Below are 17,666 nucleotides of genomic sequence, written 5' to 3'. Positions count from 1 at the left end.
GCACAACATTCAAATTATTTGACTTACAATACAGCCATGGACATTGCGCGCGCCCTTCGGCTTGACCTGCCCTCCGCTTCAAATCAGACTGTCAGCCTGGCCGGCGCAGGCGGAAAGACCACCGCCCTCTTTCAACTTGCCCGGCAACTCGGCTCACGAAACACTGGCAACCGAGCAATAATCATCACTGCAACATCTCATCTCGGCATTTGGCAAATCCCGCTTGCGGATCATCATATCATCGCAAACGATGTTAATGGCTTGACAAATATCCCGCCAGAAGGAGTGACGCTGGTGACTGGGGAAATTGAACGAGACAGGGCAAAACCAGTCAATGAAACCGTCCTAAATTGGCTACACGAAAGATCAAGACGGAGTAGCATTCCCCTGCTCATCGAAGCGGACGGCTCCCGTCAAAAGGCTCTCAAAGCCCCCGCGCCGCACGAACCGCCAATCCCAGGCTTCACCGAAACCGTCATCGTGGTCACAGGGCTGTCTGCCATTAATAAACTACTGACCGATGAGCATGTCCACCGCGCGGAGATCTTCTCGCAACTCAGCGGCCTGCAAATAGGCGAAAGCATCACACCGGGTGCTGTCATTTCCATGCTCACGCACCCGCAGGGCGGGCTGAAAAACATCCCACCCGCTGCGCAGCGCATTGTGCTGCTCAACCAGGCAGACACCCCCGAACTTCAATCCATCGGTGGAGGCATGGCCCGTGAACTGCTTCATCGCTTCGACTCGGTAATTGTCGGCTCGTTGAAAAAAAGGAATTTCCGCGCTTTCGAACCCACCGCAGGGATCATCCTGGCTGCAGGCCAATCGACCCGCTTTGGATCTCCAAAGCAATTGCTGGATTGGAAGGGCAAACCCTTTGTAAGACAGGTCGCCGAAACCGCGCTTCACGCTGGCCTTTCACCTGTTGTGGTCGTTACGGGCTTTCACGCCGCCCAGGTTGAATCTGCGCTAAAAGGCCTGGCGGTTATGGTTGTCAACAATTCGAACTACGCACAAGGTCAAAGCACATCCATCCGTGCTGGAGTAAAATCATTACCCTACAATGCGGGTGCGGCGGTCTTTCTATTGGCAGATCAACCCCAGATGCCCAGCGCAGTCATCCGCGCATTGACCGAATTGCACACACAGGAACTTGCCCCGATCATTGCGCCCCTCGTTCTCGAGGAACACCGCGCCAATCCTGTGTTGTTTGACCGCGCAACCTTCGCCGACCTCCTCCAACTGACAGGCGATATCGGCGGACGCGCAGTTTTCCCGAAATACAAAGTAAAATACATGCCTTGGCATGATGACATATTATTGCGGGATGTTGACAACCCCGAAGACTATCAAAGATTGATCGATATTGAAGAACCTAGAGGCAAACCGTGATTACAGCCATTATTCTAGCTGCAGGCGAATCCAAACGGATGGGCGAACCAAAAATGCTGATGCCCTGGGGCAAAAGTACGGTATTGCAAACTGTTATTTCCACATTCCAGGCAGCCGGCATCAAGGATATTCTCGTTGTAACCGGCGGAGCGCGGGGGCAGGTGGAAATGCTCGTCGGAAAAACCGTCCAAACCGTTTTCAATGAGGATTATAAAAAAGGCGAAATGCTAAGCTCCATTCAATTGGGCTTGAGCGTGAAAATGCGCGAGGCGAGTGCCGCGCTCATCTGCCTCGGCGACCAGCCCCAGGTCGAGGCAAGAAGCGTGCGGAGCATCTGCAATGCCTTTCTCGAAAGCAAAGCCCAGATCGTAGTCCCAAGCTATGACATGCGGCGCGGACATCCCTGGCTGGTCGCAAGGTCTCTCTGGGACGAATTGCAGGCCCTGAAACCACCGAGAACACCGCGCGACTTTTTGAAAAAACATGCCCGCAAGATCCATTACGTGATCATGGATACCTCCACCGTGATCGCAGACCTTGACACACCCGAAGAATACTTGAAATCCAAATCAAATACAGATTGACAACCAGCCTTACAAAAGATAAACTCGCCCCATTCTGAATTGGGAGCGGTATATGAAATATTTTGTCATTGTTAATCCTATATCGGGACGCGGGCTTGGGGGCAGGTCAATTCCGCAAATCGAATCCAGCCTGCGGGAGAATGGGCTGGATTTTAGGCTTGTACAGACCGAAAAAATGTGGCACGCCGCCGAACTTGCAGAGAGCGCGGTGCGCAATGGATATGACGTAATCGTGTGCGCCAGCGGCGACGGCACCGCCAATGAAGCCATCAACGGCATCATGCGCGCAAAGCAGGCTGGATACAACAGTTCCGCATTCGGTGTACTTGGCATCGGCACGGGCAATGATTTTGCAGGCGGCACAGGCATCCCGACCAATTTGAACGAAGGCTTGAAGGCATTGCTCGCAAACAAACGCAAAAAGATTGACATCGGTATTGTTAAGGGGGGGGATTTTCCCGAAGGAAGGTATTTCGGCAACGGCATCGGTGTCGGGTTCGATGCGGCGGTTGGCAATGAAGCCATCAAAGTCCGCTGGACACGCGGGTTGCCGGCCTACCTGATCGGCGTCATCAAAACTGTCTTCCTCTATTACAACCCCGCGCACGTTGAAATCACATTGGACGACACCGAAACCATCAAACAAACATCGTTGATGATCTCGGTCATGAACGGCAGGCGCATGGGCGGCGGCTTCCAGATGGCTCCCCACAGCCAGCCCGATGACGGTTACTTTGACCTGTGCATTGCCGAAACGGCAACAAAGGGGCGCATCCTGCAAATGATCCCTTATTTCATCAAAGGGACACAGGAGGCGCTTCCGGAAATCCAAATGAAACGCGCGCGCAAGGTCTCGATTAAATCATTGGACGTGACCTTCCCGGCCCACGCAGACGGGGAATTCATCTGCCTGAACGGTTCGCACTTAACCCTTGAATTGCTTCCTAAAGAACTGGAAATTATCTGCGTCTGAGAACAGCCGATGCATTGGTTAACTAATTTCATTGTCCGCATATACACGCGCGTTACCTGCCGCATTGACGGGGACGACTTGAAGAAATTTCCCCTGCAAGGACCCATGATTGCCATTGCCAATCACACGGGTCAGATCGAAGTGCCTCTGCTTTTCGCCCATTTGCAGCCACGAAAACTAACAGGCTGGGCAAAGGTGGAAACCTGGGACAACTGGTTCCTGAATTGGATTTTTGGCGTGTGGGGCATCATCCCCGTCCGCCGCGGCGAAGCGGATATGAACGCCCTCAAAAAAGCATTGAGGGCGCTGGAAAAGGGCTATATATTCGGGATCGCCCCGGAAGGCACGCGCAACAGGACGGGAAAACTGCGGCGCGCCATGCCAGGCACAGTCATCATTGCGCTGCACTCGGGCGCACCGATCGTCCCAATCGCACATTGGGGAGGCGAAGTCTATCTTAAAAATCTGAGGCGCCTGAAACGCACGGATTTTCACATCCGCATTGGCGAGCCGTTTAAGGTCAATGTGGACGGTGTAAAAGTGACGGGCGAGGTCCGTCAGCAGATTGTGGATGAGATGATGTACCGCCTGGCAAAATTGCTTCCGGAGGAATATCGCGGGGAATATTCGGACATGAGCAAATTCACGGAAAAATTCCTGGTCACTCTACAGCCATAGTACGTTGGTACTGGGTCGCTTACAGAAATAAAAGTGGGAACATGACAAATCTGGAATAGAATAAGAGTCGGAAAATAAATTGTATAGAAAGAAATAGAAAAGGAGCAAATAAAATGAAAAAAATATTTGCCAGCGCATTCCTTATGCTTGCCCTGCTTGCCATGACAACGGGAACTGCATTCGCACAGGAGACAACCCCAATCACTGGCACTATCCAAACCATTGCGTTTGAAACCGACCCAACCACAGGCGAGACGATTGTAGTCCTTGACCTGCTGGATGAAACCACAGGCGAAACACAGACCGTAATAGTCAGCTTTGAAAATGCCGAGTTGCTTGGGCTGGTTACAACAGATCCAATCACCGGCGAACCAACAGTGACAGAAGATGCGGTTGGAATGGAAGTCGAACTCGACCCCGCAGACGTCATTGAAGAAGGCGAGGAAGAAGACCGGGGTGAACAAGAACATCCCGTTGGTTCTGCATTATCAAATTTCTTCGGCGGGCTGTTCGGTGTGGACTATGACACGATCATGACCGTCCATGAAGACGGCTTTGGCTTTGGTGTGATCGCTCAAGCCTTGTGGCTGACCAATCAAATTGATGGCGACACTGCCACCTTCGAAGCCCTGCTCGAAGCCAAACAAAGCGGTAACTATGACGACATTGTACTTGCAGACGGCTCAACGCCCGATAATTGGGGCGATGTTGTAAAGTCACTAAAAAAAGGAGGTAATCTCGGCAGTGTTATGTCTGGCAAAGCTGAAAACGGTGAAGACACTGGCGACGATACTAATGAAGCGGCCATTGAAGCCGCCGGGAATGGAAGCAGCAATGGTAGTAATGGCAATGGGAACAGCAAGGACAAAGGTAACAACGGTGATGACACTGGCGACGATACTAATGAAGCGGCCATTGACGCCGCTGGGAATGGAAACAGCAGTGGTAGTAATGGGAACGGCAAGGACAAAGGCAACAACGGTGGTAAAGGCAAGGGTAAAAGTGGCGGCACGGGCGGTGGACGCCCCTAGTTGGCACCATTTTAATAGCATAAGGGCCGGCGGATCCGCCGGCCCTTATGCTATTAAAATTTAATTTGATACGCGTTCGTATCCCTTTTCGTAAAACCCACCCGCAAATACAATTTATTCGCGGCCATGCGCATGGGATTGGATGTGAGCGAGATATTGCCTGCGCTTTTTTCCCGGGCCAGTTCGATTGCCCGCACCAGCAAAGTTTCACCAATCCCCTGTCCGCGCGCGGAGATATCCACGATCACATCTTCGATCACGGAGCGGATTCCCGTCGGCACGCGATAGACCACAAGAGTCAATGCGCCAACGATCTGGTTATTATCATCCCGGGCCGTCAACAGTGTGGAGCTCGCATCTTGGACAAGGGCAGTCAAATCGTCCAGGGATGGAGGCGGATTATTATCAGTCAGTTGAGGGACAAGGCGTTTAAACGCATCGAGAAGTTCGTCATCCGCCCGTGTGACAATGTCAATCCGCATTTGCTTTTTTCTTGGGCGCCAGACTCAAGACAATATAATAGAACACATAGATAAACGAAACCCACAGAAACCAGCTGGGATGATTGGGATATTGAAGCAATCCCCAAATTCCGATCACGCCGTACAAGTAGGTCAGCGCGAGCGTCAACTGGCGCAGGTAGCTGTTACGGCTTGGGTAAATATATTTTATGGGGATGAAGACCATGATATTGAACAGCATCAGAAAGCCGAAATTCACCCAGGCAGGCAGGTTCATCAAAAGCATGTACAGCGCGGCGACGTTCCAATAGGACGGGAAACCTTTGAAATGATTGTCATCGGTCTTCGCATCCGTCTGTGTAAATTGATAGGCGGATGTAAGCAGAATCAGGCAGGCGGTGAAGAATTTGGCGGGCGCGGGCAGGTAATCCGTTGTGACAATGAAGAGGACGGGCACCAGCACGTAATTGAGATAGTCAATGATGTTGTCGAGCAGAGCGCCGTCCACCCCGCCCGCGAATTTTTTCACATCCGCCCAGCGCGCCAGCACACCGTCGAAGCCGTCCACCAGCATCGCAACGATCATCCACACGATCATCATGCGGTAATCGCCGTCGAAGATGGCGAGGATCGCCAGCAACCCCCACACCGCGCCCGTGGCGGTGAATAAATGCACGCCCCATGCAAGTACCACGCGCACAGGGTTTGGTTTGGTTTCCGATAGTGCAGAAGCTGTCATGATTCTTCCTTACTAAGGTGGTTACACCTATGAACTATGAACACACACGCGCAAAACAAGATGTCTTGAAATTATACAATTAAACAGGCTTCGGATGCCTTTCGACATCCGAAGCCCGCCATCCTGCAACTACGCCTTAACCAATCCAACCTTGACCTGCTCGCCCTCAAATTCATCCTCGACAATGGACGAATCCTGCGGCGGACTCGTGAAGGATAATTTTGTCGTCAGCGTTTCAACCGTGATGTACGACTCGTGCGCCTCGATCGCGGACCTCAAACCTGCTGAGGCTTCGATGAACAATTCCACACGATCGGCAACAGCCAAGTCGGCGGTCTTGCGCAGATCCTGCACGCGGCGGACAAATTCACGCGCCAAGCCTTCGGAAATCAGTTCAGGCGTCAGGTCGGTGACCAGCGCGGCAACATATGCGCCCTCCTCCGCAACCGCGAAGCCCTCCTTTGCCATCGCCTTCACCTCCACTTCATCGGAGAGAACCTCATACGTCCCGCCATCCGCTGTCACTTTCAGCGGACTGCCGGATTGCAAGGTCCTTGCCGCTTCTTCCGCATTCATGGCGAGGATCGCCTTTTGGATGGCGGGGAACTTGTTGCCGTATTTCTGTCCCAACTGCTTGGGCAATGGCTTGACCGTGTGCGAAACCGCCTCCGTGGCAGCGTCCAGCAAACGGACCTGCTTCACGTTCAACTCGTCCTGGATGACGTCGACGTTCTTCATCAGCGCTGTACGTTCCGCAGGATTCCCGACGGAAAAGGCGGCTTCTGCAAGCGGCTGGCGCACCTTGCGATTGGCTTTCTGCCGCGCAGAATGGCCGAGCGAAACCAGTTTCATCACCAATTCCATTTCACGGTTGAGTGTTTCGTCAATGAATTCGTTCATCACCGCCGGCCACTCTGCAAGATGAACGGATTCGGGCGCAGTCTCATCCACCGAGCGGACGAGGTTTTGGTACAACTCTTCGGCGAGGAATGGCATGGCGGGTGCGATTAATTTTGCGACCGTCACCAATGCGGTATACAGCGTGGAGTATGCGGCCTGTTTGTCGGCGCCTGATTCGTTCTTCCAGAAGCGGCGGCGCGAGCGGCGCACGTACCAGGTGGAGAGGTTCTCGACGAATTTTTCCACAGGACGGGTCGCATTCAAGACGTCATATTCATCGTACGCCTTCGTCACGTCACGGACGAGCACATTCAATTCGGAGAGCATCCAGCGGTCCAGGTCGTTGGTCGCTGCAGTGACGGTGAGTCCCTGCGGTTTGTCGAGGTTGGCATAGGTGATGAAGAACGAGTACACATTCCACAGCGTAAGCGTAAAGCTGCGGATGACATCTCCAACCAGGTCGGGGGAGAAGCGGCGTTCCTGGCCCGGCGGCGAAGCGGTGTAGAGATACCAGCGCAGTGCATCTGCACCGTGCACATTCAACACATCCCAGGGCTGGACGATATTACCCAGCGATTTGGACATCTTGCGTCCCTCACCGTCCTGTATATGACCGAGGCAGATGACATTCTTGAAGGAGATTTCATCATGGAGCAATGTGCTGATGGCATGCAGCGAATAGAACCAGCCGCGCGTCTGATCGACCGCCTCACAGATGTAATCGGCGGGGAATTGGGACTCGAACTTATCCTTGTTCTCAAACGGATAATGCCACTGCGCCACAGGCATCGCGCCCGAGTCGAACCATACGTCGATCAGGTCCTTGACGCGCGTCATTCTTCCACCGCACTCCATACACTTCCAGTGGACGTTGTCCACGTGCGGGCGGTGCAGATCGAGTTCGCCCAAGTCTTTGCCTGCTTTTTCAGAAAGTTCCTTTACCGAGCCGATGCACTCGCGATGCTTGCAATCGGGGTTTTCACACTCCCACACGGGAAGCGGCGTCCCCCAATACCGCTCGCGGCTGAGCGACCAGTCGATGTTATTTTCCAGCCAGTTGCCAAAACGTCCGTTCTTGATGTGGTCGGGAACCCAGTTGATGGTCTTGTTCAATTCCACGAGACGATCGCGCTTTGAACTCGTGCGGATGTACCACGACTCACGCGCATAATACAGGAGCGGCGTATGGCAGCGCCAGCAGAATGGATAGGTATGCACCAGCGTGCCGGCTCGGAACAAAAGACCACGCGCATCAAGGTCCTGGATGATTTGCGGGTCGGCATCCTTGACAAAGATTCCCCGCCAGGGCGTGATCTCGGGGATGAACGTGCCATCCGGCTGAACGGTCAACAAAATCGGCAGGTCGTGTTGTTTCGCCATCTCCATGTCTTCCGCGCCAAAAGCGGGCGCCTGATGCACAAGTCCGGAGCCGTCTTCTGTTGTGACGAAATCGCCCAGTACAACATAATAGGCAGGTTTGTCCACCGTCACAAATGTGAAGAGCGGCTTGTACTTAACGCCCTTCAGCTTCCTGCCCTTGTATGTATCCACCACCTTCACGTCCTCATCTTTGAAAATCGTTTCAACCAGATTTTTAGCAAGGATGAGGCGTTCCTTCGTGCCGTGATGATCACGCTCGACGGTCACATAATCAACCTCGGGGTGCGCTGCAACAGCGACGTTGGCCGGAAGGGTCCATGGGGTGGTCGTCCAGACAAGAAGGGAGGTATCCGGCTTTTCCACCAGCGGCAGGCGGACAAAGACCGAGGGGTCGGTTGCATCGTCGTAACCGAGGGCAACTTCATGGTCGGAGAGCGGCGTGCCGCAACGCGGGCAATACGGAACGATCTTGTAGCCCTTGAAGAGCAGGTCCTTTTCCCAGAAGTTCTTGAGGATCCACCAGACCGACTCGATGTATTCATTGGTATAGGTCACATAGGCCTCTTCGAGGTCGACCCAAAAGGCGATGCGGTCGGTGAGTCGCTCCCAATCCTGAATGTATGTAAACACGGATTTCTTGCAAAGCTCGTTGAATTTATCGATACCGTATTCCTCGATCTGCTGCTTGTTGTTGAATCCAAGTTGTTTTTCAACCTCGATCTCAACGGGCAGACCATGTGTGTCCCAACCGCCGCGGCGCGAGACGTGATACCCGCGCATGATCTTGTAGCGCGGGAACATATCCTTGAACGCGCGCGCCAACACATGATGCACACCGGGCTTTCCATTCGCAGTCGGCGGTCCTTCGTAAAAAACATACTCGGGGCCGCCCTTGCGCTGTTCAACGGTCTTCTTGAAGACATCCTGCTTCTTCCACATTTTGAGGACATTCTCTTCCAAAGAAGGCACATCGAGTTTTGAGTTAACTGGTTTAAACATTCAAGCCTCCAAAAAATAAAAACTCCCATCTCAGACAGAGACGAGAGCCATGCTCACGCGGTACCACTCTGGTTTCTGCACCCGCCCGATAAGGCTGGCAGACACTCATTGGATGACCAACATCATCCTGTTCCGATAACGAGGAACAATTTCGGATTCCCTACTCTCGACCCGTCTGACCCGTCCGATTTCAGTTCACAGCTCCGGGAGGATTTTCAACCGTCTCCGCGCATCCGCTTCACACCTGACCTCGGACTCGCTGGCCGTTTCGACAGATTTACTCTTTCCCATCGACGCTTTGTCCGCTGCCGCGGAATAATAGGATTGACGGATTATACTCACGGAAAACACAATCCGCAAGAGCGTGACCGGCCGGTTTAATGGATTACCAATTTCACGTTGACGGTTTCATGTCAGACAGGTATAATCCTTCTTCGGCATTATTTCAAACAGTAGGAGATTAACTATGGCAACACCTGATAATGCGCCCGCCGTAGCGCTCGAACCCAAAACCAAACTTAGCGGCAAAATTTTGAAGACCACACTCGCGGGGGCGCTCGTGGACATCGGTCAGAGTGTGCCCGGTGTCATCCATATCTCACAACTCCAGCAGGACGCGGTCAATAAAGTGGAGGATGTTGTGAAGGAAGGACAAACTGTGGAAGTTTGGGTGCGCCGTGTCAAAAAAGACCGCATCGAACTCACCATGATCGAACCGCTTGCTTATGAATGGAAGGAAATCCTGCCCGATCTGATCGTCAAAGGCAAGGTCGTTCGGCTTGAAACATATGGCGCATTTGTGGAATTCGGCGCAGAGCGCCCGGGTCTCATCCACGTGAGCGAGCTGACTCACGGCTATGTCAAGACCGCCAGCGAAGTCCTCAAGGAAGGCGAGGAGATCGAAGCAAAAGTCCTGGATGTGGACCGCCGTAAGCGGCAGATCCGCTTGAGCATGAAAGCCCTGCAAGCCGAAGTTGTTGAAGAACCCAGACCCGAACGCGAGGACCGCAAGGGCAAGGGCAAACGCAAGGGCAAAAAAGAGGACGAGTATATTATGGAAACCGAAGTTTCCAACGAACCTCAGTTCACAGCCATGCAGATCGCCTGGCAGCAGGCTCTCGAAAAATCAAAGGGCAAAAAAGTCCGCCGCAAGTCCTATAAGTCTGCTTCAGAGGAACAGGAACAACTCCTCAACAGCACCCTGGAAAAACGTCTCCCCACTGGCGGATAAATCCTGCCAATATGGGAGAGGTACAAAAAGAGCGGGTTGAAACCCGCTCTTTTGATTCTCCGTCTCTTAAACAGCCAGAGGAATCAATCTATCTGGAGCCGCTCTTCAAGTAGGCTTCCATAAAGCCATTAAGGTCGCCGTCCAAAACAGACTGCGCATTACCGGCCTGAAAATCCGTGCGGTGGTCTTTCACCATCTGGTACGGATGCAGCACATAGGAACGGATCTGACTCCCCCACTCTGCCTTGGTGTATTCGCCGCGTAAAACTGCGCGTTCCTCCTCCCGCTCTGCCTGGCGCAGTTCCAACAACCGCGCCCGCAGAATTCGCAGCGCAAATTCGCGGTTCTGCATTTGCGAGCGCTCATTTTGACATACCACCACGATCCCGGTTGGAAGATGGGTCAGGCGCACGGCGGTTGCATTCTTTTGCACGCTCTGCCCGCCCGCGCCGGACGAACGGAAGACATCCAGTTTTATATCACCGGGATTGATCTCAATATCCACCTCATCCATCGAAACCTGCGGCAGGACTTCAACCAGCGCGAACGAAGTATGCCTGCGATGTGCCGCGTCGAACGGGGAAAGCCTCACCAGCCGATGGACACCTTTTTCCGAGCGCAGATACCCAAAGGCATGTTTCCCGCCCACTGCAATGGTCACGCTTTTTATGCCCGCTTCTTCGCCGGGAGTGGTATCCACTATGTCGGCTGTGAACCCCTGGTCTTCCATCCAGCGCAAATACATGCGCTGCAACATCTCGGCCCAATCCTGCGAATCCGTCCCGCCCGCGCCTGCATGGATCGCCAGGATGGCATCGTCATGATCATAGGGACCGGATAACATCGCTGCAAAGGAACGTTTCTCAAGATCGACTTCGAGCCTTTTGATCTCGCCTTCCAAATCTGCGCGCAGGGATTCATCGTCAAGTTTCGCAAGTTCGGTCAGATCATGAACCTGCTGTTGTAAGGAATTCCAGGATCCCACCTCCTCCCGCAAACGGGATACGGTCTTCATCACACGCTGCGCGTTCGTGGAATCGCTCCAGAACTGCAGCCCTTCTATTTCCTTTTCAAGCTGTCCCAGTTGAATTTCTTTGCCCGCCAGGTCAAAGATGCACCATTAATTGTCGAGTCAGGTCATGCGCGGCCTGCAAGCGTTGAAGTAAATCCTGCATATTATCTCCTAGTCATTCGATAGTATTCCATCTACAAAATCGTCCGGGTCAAAGGGTACCAGGTCTTCAGGCTTCTCGCCCAGGCCGGCAAACAGGATGGGCAGGTGTAGTTCCCGTTGAATGGCAAAGGCCATACCGCCGCGTGCAGATGAATCCAGTTTGGATAAAATCACGCCGGTCACATTCACTGCATCTTTAAAGGAACGCGCCTGGTGCAGGGCGTTCTGACCTGTCGTTGCATCCAGTACCAGCCATACCTCATGCGGCGCACCATCGAACGCCTTGCCGACCACACGATTGACCTTCTTCAACTCTTCCATTAAGTTAAACCGTGTGTGCAGCCGGCCGGCCGTGTCGATCATGACGATATCCACCCTGCGGGCGACGCCGGCCTGAACAGCATTGAACGCCACTGCACCGGGATCGCTCTCCGGAGCGCCAACGATCACTTCCACCCCCAGCCTGTCAGCCCAGACCTGGAGCTGATCCATCGCCGCAGCGCGGAAGGTGTCCGCCGCGCCGAGCAAAACCTGTTTCCCTTCACCATGAAATCGCGAGGCGAGTTTCGCAATGGTCGTCGTCTTGCCCGAGCCATTGACGCCCACCACCAGAATGATTGTCGGTTTTTGCGTAAGGTTCAAGTCAGGCGGCGTTTCCAGGCGGGAGCGCAGTTCCCCTTTCAGGGCAGAGGCAAGCTCGTTGGCGCGGGTCAGGCCTTCGGTCCGTGTGAGGCGCTTGAGTGCATCCAGAACGGAGGTGGTGGTCTCGATGCCCAAATCCGCCTGAACGAGCAGCGCTTCAAGATCGTCCCATGTTTCGTTTGTGATCTCGGAAGCGCCAAGGATGGATGCGATCTGCCCAAATGCAGCCTTGCTTGTGCGCGAGAGTCCCTGCTGCCAGCGTGAGAGTAGGTTCGTCATTGAGCGCCGATTATATCAGGGAATTTATGTTATACTCCATCGGCTAAACGAGTAAACTAGGATTGAAAGGAATACATATAAAATGTCAGGAGAACCCATTCATATTACGGATGAATCCTTCGAAAAAGTGGTGATGCAATCCAGCCTGCCCGTGATCGTGGATTTTTGGGCGCCGTGGTGCAACCCATGCAAAATGATCGCGCCCGTGCTGGACAAGCTTGCCAGGGAAGAGGATGGCAAATTGCTCGTGGCGAAGATCAATACGGATGACCATGCGGAATGGATGCAGAAATTCGGTGTTCAGGGAATTCCCACACTGCTGTTCGTTTCCGGCGGCAAGGTGGTGCATCGCCAGGTTGGCGCACTGCCCGAACGCATGCTGAGGGAAGTGGTGGCGCAGTTCATGGAAGTCGTCAACCAAAACTAAAACCTGATCGCAAGGGAGTTGGCTGTGAAAAAAATGCTCATCCCGGTGATTTTGTTTGTACTGGTTCTCAGTTCATGTCTGCCAGCCCCGGCGCAACCTGAGGTGGTATTCCCAACCCCGTTATCCGTGGAAGACCTGCAAGCCACTGCGGAAATAATTTCGCAGCAAACCCTGCAGGCCTTCCCATCCGAGACCCCCCTGCCAAGTGAAACACCCGTCATCGTGACGGCCACAGAAACTCCCGAACTGAACACACCCACGGAAACAGAGAATCCCATATTGCTCACTTTAACGGCAACGTTGGGGACAGGTACACCCGGGCAAACCCTGGATGGACCGGGTGTCACCGGCACATTACCGCTCACAACAACTCCAGGCGCCACATTAATTTCAGTTAATAACCTCACCCCGACGAAAACACCTCATCCATTGTTTTATGGTACACTGCCACCGAAGCTGCCCTCTGGAGCCGTTTCATTGGTCAACAAGGCGAAGGTTGATGTATACATTTCTTTGAGATGTGTAACACCGGAAGGATATGTCACAATCCTTGAATATCCTGTAAAAAAACGTGTTGATGCAAGGGCTCCTTCGGGCACGTATACGTATGTCGCCTGGGTGGGCGGCAGACAGTTCACCGGCGCGTTTTCCCTGGCCAATGATCAGGAACTGCTGATCACCATCCTTAAAGATAAAATTACAATAAAATAGAAGCCCTCGATAAGAAAAGAAATGGAGAACAAATGATAAAAAGAATATTACCTGTCCTCTTGGCTGTTACCGTGCTATTAACAGCCTGTGGACCGCAGGGGACACCCACCATGTCCGCCGCAGAGGTGGAAGGCACCGCTGTTGCCGCCGCATGGACAATGGTTGCAATGACCCAGGAAGCGATTCCTACGAACACGCCCATTCCTCCTACGGAAACACCCAGCCCGACTCCGCTGCCAACATTTACTCCCCTGGCCGAGCCGACCCTGGAACTGATCATACCCACAGCAACCACAGCCTCCAGTTCCGGCGGCAACTGCCTTGGGCCGATCAACATGAGCCAGGCCGGACCCACCTCAAGAGTGAGAATCGAAAATGAGACCGGCGGCACATTCACAATATCCTTGAATTTGGTTGAAAGCGCCTTTGGCCAATGCGGAGCAATGTCCTACAATCTTGCCAAAAACGAGAAGTTGATCGTCAACCTGCCCAGAGGCAGCTGGTTTGCGTATGCTTGGATAACCATCGGCAGCACCAACAGCACTGCGGCGTGCAGTTTTGTGCTGCGCCCCGCGGATACCGATTTGATCAGATTAAAGGTCGAAAAGGGCTCCTGCAGAGACGTTGGAGCATAAGCCGTTTTCCAATCACAATCACCCATAAAGAGAAGCCGCCCCAATTGGGGCGGCTTCTCTTTATGGGAATCACTCCGAAGCGCGGCTTATTTTTGCACCGAGCATCCGCAGCTTCTCGTCCACCCGCTCATAGCCCCTTTCGATCTGAACCACATTCCGAATCATCGACGTACCTTTCGCCGCCAGCGCCGCCAATAACAATGCCATGCCGGCACGGATGTCCGGACTTTCCAGCTTCTCTCCATATAACTGCATGGGGCCCTGAATTAAACAACGATAGGGGTCGCATAAAATAATGCGCGCGCCCATCCCCACCAGCTTGTCCGTAAAATACATTCTTCCCGAAAACATCCAGTCGTGAAAAAGCACGGAGCCCGAGGACTGCGTCGCCACCGTGATCGCAATACTCATCAGGTCGGTTGGGAAGGCCGGCCAGACGTTGGTCTTGATTTCAGGGACGGCTCCGTCAAGGTCGGATATGATCGCAAGGGACTGGTCGGAGGGAACGATCAGATCATTCCCGTCCACCTGCCAGTGGACCCCCAAACGGCGAAATACCTGTCCTATCATTTCAAGGTGCTGAACACCGGCGTTGCGAATGCGAATACTGCCATGCGTTACAACCGCCGCGCCAATATAACTAACCACCTCCAGGAGGTCGGGACCAATTGTAAATTCCCCGCCATGCAAGCCGGACACACCGGTAATATGGAGTGTATTCGAACCGATCCCTTCGATCTGCGCACCCAGCAAATTCAGGAAACGGCATAACTCCTGTACGTGCGGTTCTGACGCCGCATTTCGGATCTTCGTGACGCCCCTGGCAAGCACGGCAGCCATCACGGCATTTTCCGTTGCAGTGACACTGGCTTCATCCAAAAGGATATCTGCGCCGTGGAGTTCAGCCGCCTCAATGTCAAAGATGCGGTCATAATTTACTTTTGCGCCCAATGCATGCAGGGCCAGGATATGTGTATCCAGGCGGCGGCGGCCGATCACATCCCCGCCCGGAGGAGGCAGGCGGATTCCACCCGCTCGCGCAAGGACCGGTCCGGCGATCAGGATCGAGGCGCGGATGCGGCGGCACAGGTCCGGGTCCAGATGGGAGGCGGTCAGTTCAGGTGTGGTAATGCGCCACGCATTCTCATCCAGTTCATCCACCTGGGCGCCCAGGCTTTCGATCAATTTCCGCATGGCAAGCACATCGCGGATCTGCGGAATGTTGCGAAGCACGACCGGCTCATCTGTCAACAAACATGCCGCCAGCAGGGGTAATGCGGCATTTTTATTCCCCGAAGGGGTTATTTCGCCATGCAGGGGAACCCCGCCTTCAATAACAAATTCTTCCATTTCATCTCCTTGAAAACCATCAAGATTGTAAGGCAGTTTTCAAAATTCCGCCAAGACATTGCAGTTGACTTACATCCAATGGCAGCTTTGCGCCGCATCCTAATTGGAATTATAATAATTCCAAATGTCAATCATGCTGTTCATCCCCATTCTCGTTGGATGGCTTGGCGGGATCATCATAAATTATCTTGCCGATGTCCTTCCCGTCACGAGACGTTTAAGCCCGCCCGCCTGTTTGCAATGCAATGAGCCGTTCACATGGAGTCACTATCTTCTTTTTCGACCCTGCCGGAACGGACACGCCCGCAAGGCACGGCCCTGGGTCGTTCAACTCGTGACCCTTGCAATCAGCATCTATATATGGAATCAACCTCCAGTGAAACTGGGATACTGGCTTGGACTCGTCCTGATCCTTTACTTTGCCGTCATCTTCGTGATTGACATGGAGCACCGCCTGATCCTGCACCCGACCAGCATCTTCGGCTCCCTGCTCGGACTGACAGTTGGTCTTGTTTCCCATGGCCTGAAACCAACCCTTTGGGGCGGACTGGGCGGCCTTGTCATCATGCTGGCGTTTTACTATCTCGGCGTACTCTTCTCCCGCGTACGCGCAAAACGCATGCGCGCAATGGGACAGGAAGCGGACGATGAGGAGGCGCTTGGCGCAGGCGACGTGATCCTGGTCACAATTCTTGGCTTGATGCTGGGCTGGCCCCTGATCTGGTTCAGTCTCCTGGTCGGCATCCTGCTCGGAGGTTTTATCAGCTTGATGCTCATCGTCGGGTTGATCGTCACCCGTAAATACGAAAAGAATGCATTAATGGTTTTTATTCCATATGGTCCCTATTTGATCACCAGTGCATTTCTGGTCATTTATTTCCCGGGTTTTATCAAAATGTTTTTACCGCAATAACCCGCCTACTCAATCCCCCATGCCATGAATACTTTTTTCAGCAGACAGCAAAAAAAGACCCGCGCGCAGGCAATGATCGAATTCATGCTCACCCTGCCGGTTTTGATTGTACTCATTTATGGAACGATCGAGGTCGCGCGGCTGATCTTCATTTTCTCTTCTGTAGCCAATGCGTCACGCCAGGCAGCGCGGTACGGAGCCGCCTCCGGTGAAATTGACGACACCCATTATTACCAGGATTGCGAGGGAATTCGCGACGTCGCCAACGAGTCGGCCTTCATCATCACCTTCGATGAGATCAAGATTACATATGACCGCGGCATTGCCCCTGACGGCACCCAGATCCCGATCGGCGATATTGACCCAAGCCCGGATATGGACACATGCCCGGTTGACGAGAATATCATCCGCAACGGTGACCGCATCATTGTTCAGGTCTCCGCAACCTATGAGCCGATCATTCCAATCCTCCCAATTGAGCCGTTGAAGGTCGTATCCGCAAGCGCGCGTACATTTTTGATCTCCGTCCCGATTGTCGGGTCGGCCCTTCCCTTCAGCTTTGCCGCGGAATCTCCCACGCCGTCCAAAATCCCAACCTCATCCTCATCCATTGACACGCCAACAGTTACACCCTTTTTTACATTCACACGAGTGCCTCCTTCCGGCGGAGGTACACCTTTCGGCGGAGTCAATCCAACAAGCACGATACCGCCCACATTGACATTTACGCCATCGAGAACCCCCCCGGCCAGCGTCACCCCGTCCATTACGCCCACGCCGATCAGCTGCACGGGACTCACAGGCGTCTGGCACGGGCCTCTCTTTATTCTGGACAACGTCATGGAAATGGAAATCATCAACGAAACCGGACATGTCCTCTCCGCCGCACAGGTCTACGTGGAGTGGAATCATGATACCGGGCACCAGTCCAGCAATGACCGAACTTTGCATCTCAAACAGGTCGTCCTTGCGTCACAGACGTGGAACGGCGACATCCATTCCCCCTCCGCCTATATTCCCGCCTATTATCCGTTCATCCCGACGGGCGTATCCAAGGTCCAGTTTATTTTCCATCAAAACTATAATTTGACGGACGGAACAGAGAGAATTATCATCACCATTGGCACACCCGGATGTGTAAATTATCCTGTCGACTCAAGAAATTAA

At 53.4% G+C, this 17,666-nt stretch carries 17 protein-coding genes; 11 read left to right on the top strand and 6 right to left on the bottom strand.

Annotation, left to right across the window (positions count from 1 at the left end; translation table 11 throughout):
• The first annotated feature begins 36 nt into the window (after positions 1-36).
• From yqeC to QY332_09455, 5 genes are all read left to right on the top strand, one after another.
• Positions 37-1,392, top strand: a complete 1,356-nt coding sequence (yqeC, locus tag QY332_09475; GenBank protein ID WKZ38160.1) for a selenium cofactor biosynthesis protein YqeC — start codon at positions 37-39, stop codon at positions 1,390-1,392.
• On the top strand, positions 1,389-1,976 hold the full coding sequence (locus QY332_09470; protein WKZ38159.1) for a nucleotidyltransferase family protein: 588 nt from the start codon (positions 1,389-1,391) through the stop codon (positions 1,974-1,976). Before yqeC ends, QY332_09470 begins: the two co-directional genes overlap by 4 nt.
• 52 nt (positions 1,977-2,028) lie before the next feature.
• A complete protein-coding gene (locus QY332_09465; GenBank protein WKZ38158.1) occupies positions 2,029-2,949 on the top strand; it encodes a diacylglycerol kinase family lipid kinase in 921 nt (306 codons plus the stop codon).
• Positions 2,950-2,958: 9 nt separating this feature from the next.
• A complete protein-coding gene (locus QY332_09460) occupies positions 2,959-3,627 on the top strand; it encodes a lysophospholipid acyltransferase family protein (protein ID WKZ38157.1) in 669 nt (222 codons plus the stop codon).
• A 113-nt stretch (positions 3,628-3,740) separates the two neighbouring features.
• A complete protein-coding gene (locus tag QY332_09455) occupies positions 3,741-4,658 on the top strand; it encodes a hypothetical protein (protein ID WKZ38156.1) in 918 nt (305 codons plus the stop codon).
• Positions 4,659-4,711: 53 nt separating this feature from the next.
• Here QY332_09455 and QY332_09450 read toward each other — a convergent pair whose 3' ends face one another.
• From QY332_09450 to ileS, 3 genes are all read right to left on the bottom strand, one after another.
• Positions 4,712-5,140 (bottom strand): GNAT family N-acetyltransferase, encoded by a 429-nt coding sequence (locus tag QY332_09450; protein ID WKZ38155.1) that lies wholly within the window; start codon positions 5,138-5,140, stop codon positions 4,712-4,714.
• Positions 5,130-5,858: a hypothetical protein gene (locus QY332_09445; GenBank protein ID WKZ38154.1), complete on the bottom strand. Its 729-nt coding sequence runs from the start codon at positions 5,856-5,858 to the stop codon at positions 5,130-5,132. The genes QY332_09450 and QY332_09445 overlap by 11 nt, the downstream gene beginning before the upstream one ends.
• 129 nt (positions 5,859-5,987) lie before the next feature.
• Complete coding sequence (ileS, locus tag QY332_09440) at positions 5,988-9,137, bottom strand: isoleucine--tRNA ligase (GenBank protein ID WKZ38153.1); 3,150 nt, start codon at positions 9,135-9,137, stop codon at positions 5,988-5,990.
• A 466-nt stretch (positions 9,138-9,603) separates the two neighbouring features.
• Between ileS and QY332_09435 the strand changes: the two genes are divergently transcribed.
• Positions 9,604-10,368: a S1 RNA-binding domain-containing protein gene (locus QY332_09435; protein WKZ38152.1), complete on the top strand. Its 765-nt coding sequence runs from the start codon at positions 9,604-9,606 to the stop codon at positions 10,366-10,368.
• Positions 10,369-10,456: 88 nt separating this feature from the next.
• Here QY332_09435 and prfB read toward each other — a convergent pair.
• Together prfB and ftsY are read right to left on the bottom strand one after the other, a co-directional pair.
• Positions 10,457-11,543 (bottom strand): peptide chain release factor 2 gene (gene prfB / locus QY332_09430; GenBank protein WKZ38151.1). Its coding sequence is split into 2 segments (ribosomal slippage): positions 10,457-11,476 and positions 11,478-11,543, totalling 1,086 coding nucleotides; the frame shifts between segments, so codons are not numbered across the junction.
• A gap of 8 nt (positions 11,544-11,551) precedes the next feature.
• Positions 11,552-12,463 carry a signal recognition particle-docking protein FtsY gene (ftsY, locus tag QY332_09425; GenBank protein ID WKZ38150.1) on the bottom strand — a complete coding sequence of 304 codons (912 nt, stop codon included), beginning with the start codon at positions 12,461-12,463 and terminating at the stop codon, positions 11,552-11,554.
• A gap of 82 nt (positions 12,464-12,545) precedes the next feature.
• On the opposite strand from ftsY, the gene trxA reads away from it, so the two are divergent.
• Genes trxA through QY332_09410 form a run of 3 tightly spaced genes read left to right on the top strand, consistent with a single transcriptional unit; the run spans position 12,546 to position 14,236 of the window.
• Positions 12,546-12,890, top strand: coding sequence for a thioredoxin (trxA, locus tag QY332_09420; protein ID WKZ38149.1), 345 nt, complete (start codon positions 12,546-12,548; stop codon positions 12,888-12,890).
• A gap of 24 nt (positions 12,891-12,914) precedes the next feature.
• The gene (locus QY332_09415) at positions 12,915-13,601 is read left to right on the top strand and encodes a hypothetical protein (GenBank protein WKZ38148.1); all 687 of its coding nucleotides are present in this window, start codon (positions 12,915-12,917) and stop codon (positions 13,599-13,601) included.
• A gap of 32 nt (positions 13,602-13,633) precedes the next feature.
• Positions 13,634-14,236: a hypothetical protein gene (locus QY332_09410; protein WKZ38147.1), complete on the top strand. Its 603-nt coding sequence runs from the start codon at positions 13,634-13,636 to the stop codon at positions 14,234-14,236.
• Between the two features lie 69 nt (positions 14,237-14,305).
• Here QY332_09410 and murA read toward each other — a convergent pair whose 3' ends face one another.
• Positions 14,306-15,586 carry a UDP-N-acetylglucosamine 1-carboxyvinyltransferase gene (murA, locus tag QY332_09405; GenBank protein ID WKZ38146.1) on the bottom strand — a complete coding sequence of 427 codons (1,281 nt, stop codon included), beginning with the start codon at positions 15,584-15,586 and terminating at the stop codon, positions 14,306-14,308.
• A 124-nt stretch (positions 15,587-15,710) separates the two neighbouring features.
• On the opposite strand from murA, the gene QY332_09400 reads away from it, so the two are divergent.
• Together QY332_09400 and QY332_09395 are read left to right on the top strand one after the other, a co-directional pair.
• A complete protein-coding gene (locus QY332_09400) occupies positions 15,711-16,499 on the top strand; it encodes an A24 family peptidase (protein WKZ38145.1) in 789 nt (262 codons plus the stop codon).
• A 24-nt stretch (positions 16,500-16,523) separates the two neighbouring features.
• Complete coding sequence (locus QY332_09395) at positions 16,524-17,666, top strand: pilus assembly protein (protein ID WKZ38144.1); 1,143 nt, start codon at positions 16,524-16,526, stop codon at positions 17,664-17,666.

The organism is Anaerolineales bacterium (assembly GCA_030583885.1).
In the GTDB taxonomy this organism is placed as follows: Bacteria; Chloroflexota; Anaerolineae; order Anaerolineales; family Villigracilaceae; genus Villigracilis.
This window is presented reverse-complemented; position numbering and strand designations above follow the sequence as displayed.

Excerpts from the sequence above, each read along its gene's own strand:
- yqeC (WKZ38160.1), top strand. The coding sequence starts at position 37 with ATGGACATTGCGCGCGCCCTTCGGCTTGACCTGCCCTCCGCTTCAAAT.
- QY332_09465 (WKZ38158.1), top strand. The coding sequence starts at position 2,029 with ATGAAATATTTTGTCATTGTTAATCCTATATCGGGACGCGGGCTTGGG.
- QY332_09460 (WKZ38157.1), top strand. The coding sequence starts at position 2,959 with ATGCATTGGTTAACTAATTTCATTGTCCGCATATACACGCGCGTTACC.
- QY332_09455 (WKZ38156.1), top strand. The coding sequence starts at position 3,741 with ATGAAAAAAATATTTGCCAGCGCATTCCTTATGCTTGCCCTGCTTGCC.
- QY332_09450 (WKZ38155.1), bottom strand. The coding sequence starts at position 5,140 with ATGCGGATTGACATTGTCACACGGGCGGATGACGAACTTCTCGATGCG.
- QY332_09445 (WKZ38154.1), bottom strand. The coding sequence starts at position 5,858 with ATGACAGCTTCTGCACTATCGGAAACCAAACCAAACCCTGTGCGCGTG.
- ileS (WKZ38153.1), bottom strand. The coding sequence starts at position 9,137 with ATGTTTAAACCAGTTAACTCAAAACTCGATGTGCCTTCTTTGGAAGAG.
- QY332_09435 (WKZ38152.1), top strand. The coding sequence starts at position 9,604 with ATGGCAACACCTGATAATGCGCCCGCCGTAGCGCTCGAACCCAAAACC.
- ftsY (WKZ38150.1), bottom strand. The coding sequence starts at position 12,463 with ATGACGAACCTACTCTCACGCTGGCAGCAGGGACTCTCGCGCACAAGC.
- trxA (WKZ38149.1), top strand. The coding sequence starts at position 12,546 with ATGTCAGGAGAACCCATTCATATTACGGATGAATCCTTCGAAAAAGTG.
- QY332_09410 (WKZ38147.1), top strand. The coding sequence starts at position 13,634 with ATGATAAAAAGAATATTACCTGTCCTCTTGGCTGTTACCGTGCTATTA.
- murA (WKZ38146.1), bottom strand. The coding sequence starts at position 15,586 with ATGGAAGAATTTGTTATTGAAGGCGGGGTTCCCCTGCATGGCGAAATA.
- QY332_09400 (WKZ38145.1), top strand. The coding sequence starts at position 15,711 with ATGTCAATCATGCTGTTCATCCCCATTCTCGTTGGATGGCTTGGCGGG.
- QY332_09395 (WKZ38144.1), top strand. The coding sequence starts at position 16,524 with ATGAATACTTTTTTCAGCAGACAGCAAAAAAAGACCCGCGCGCAGGCA.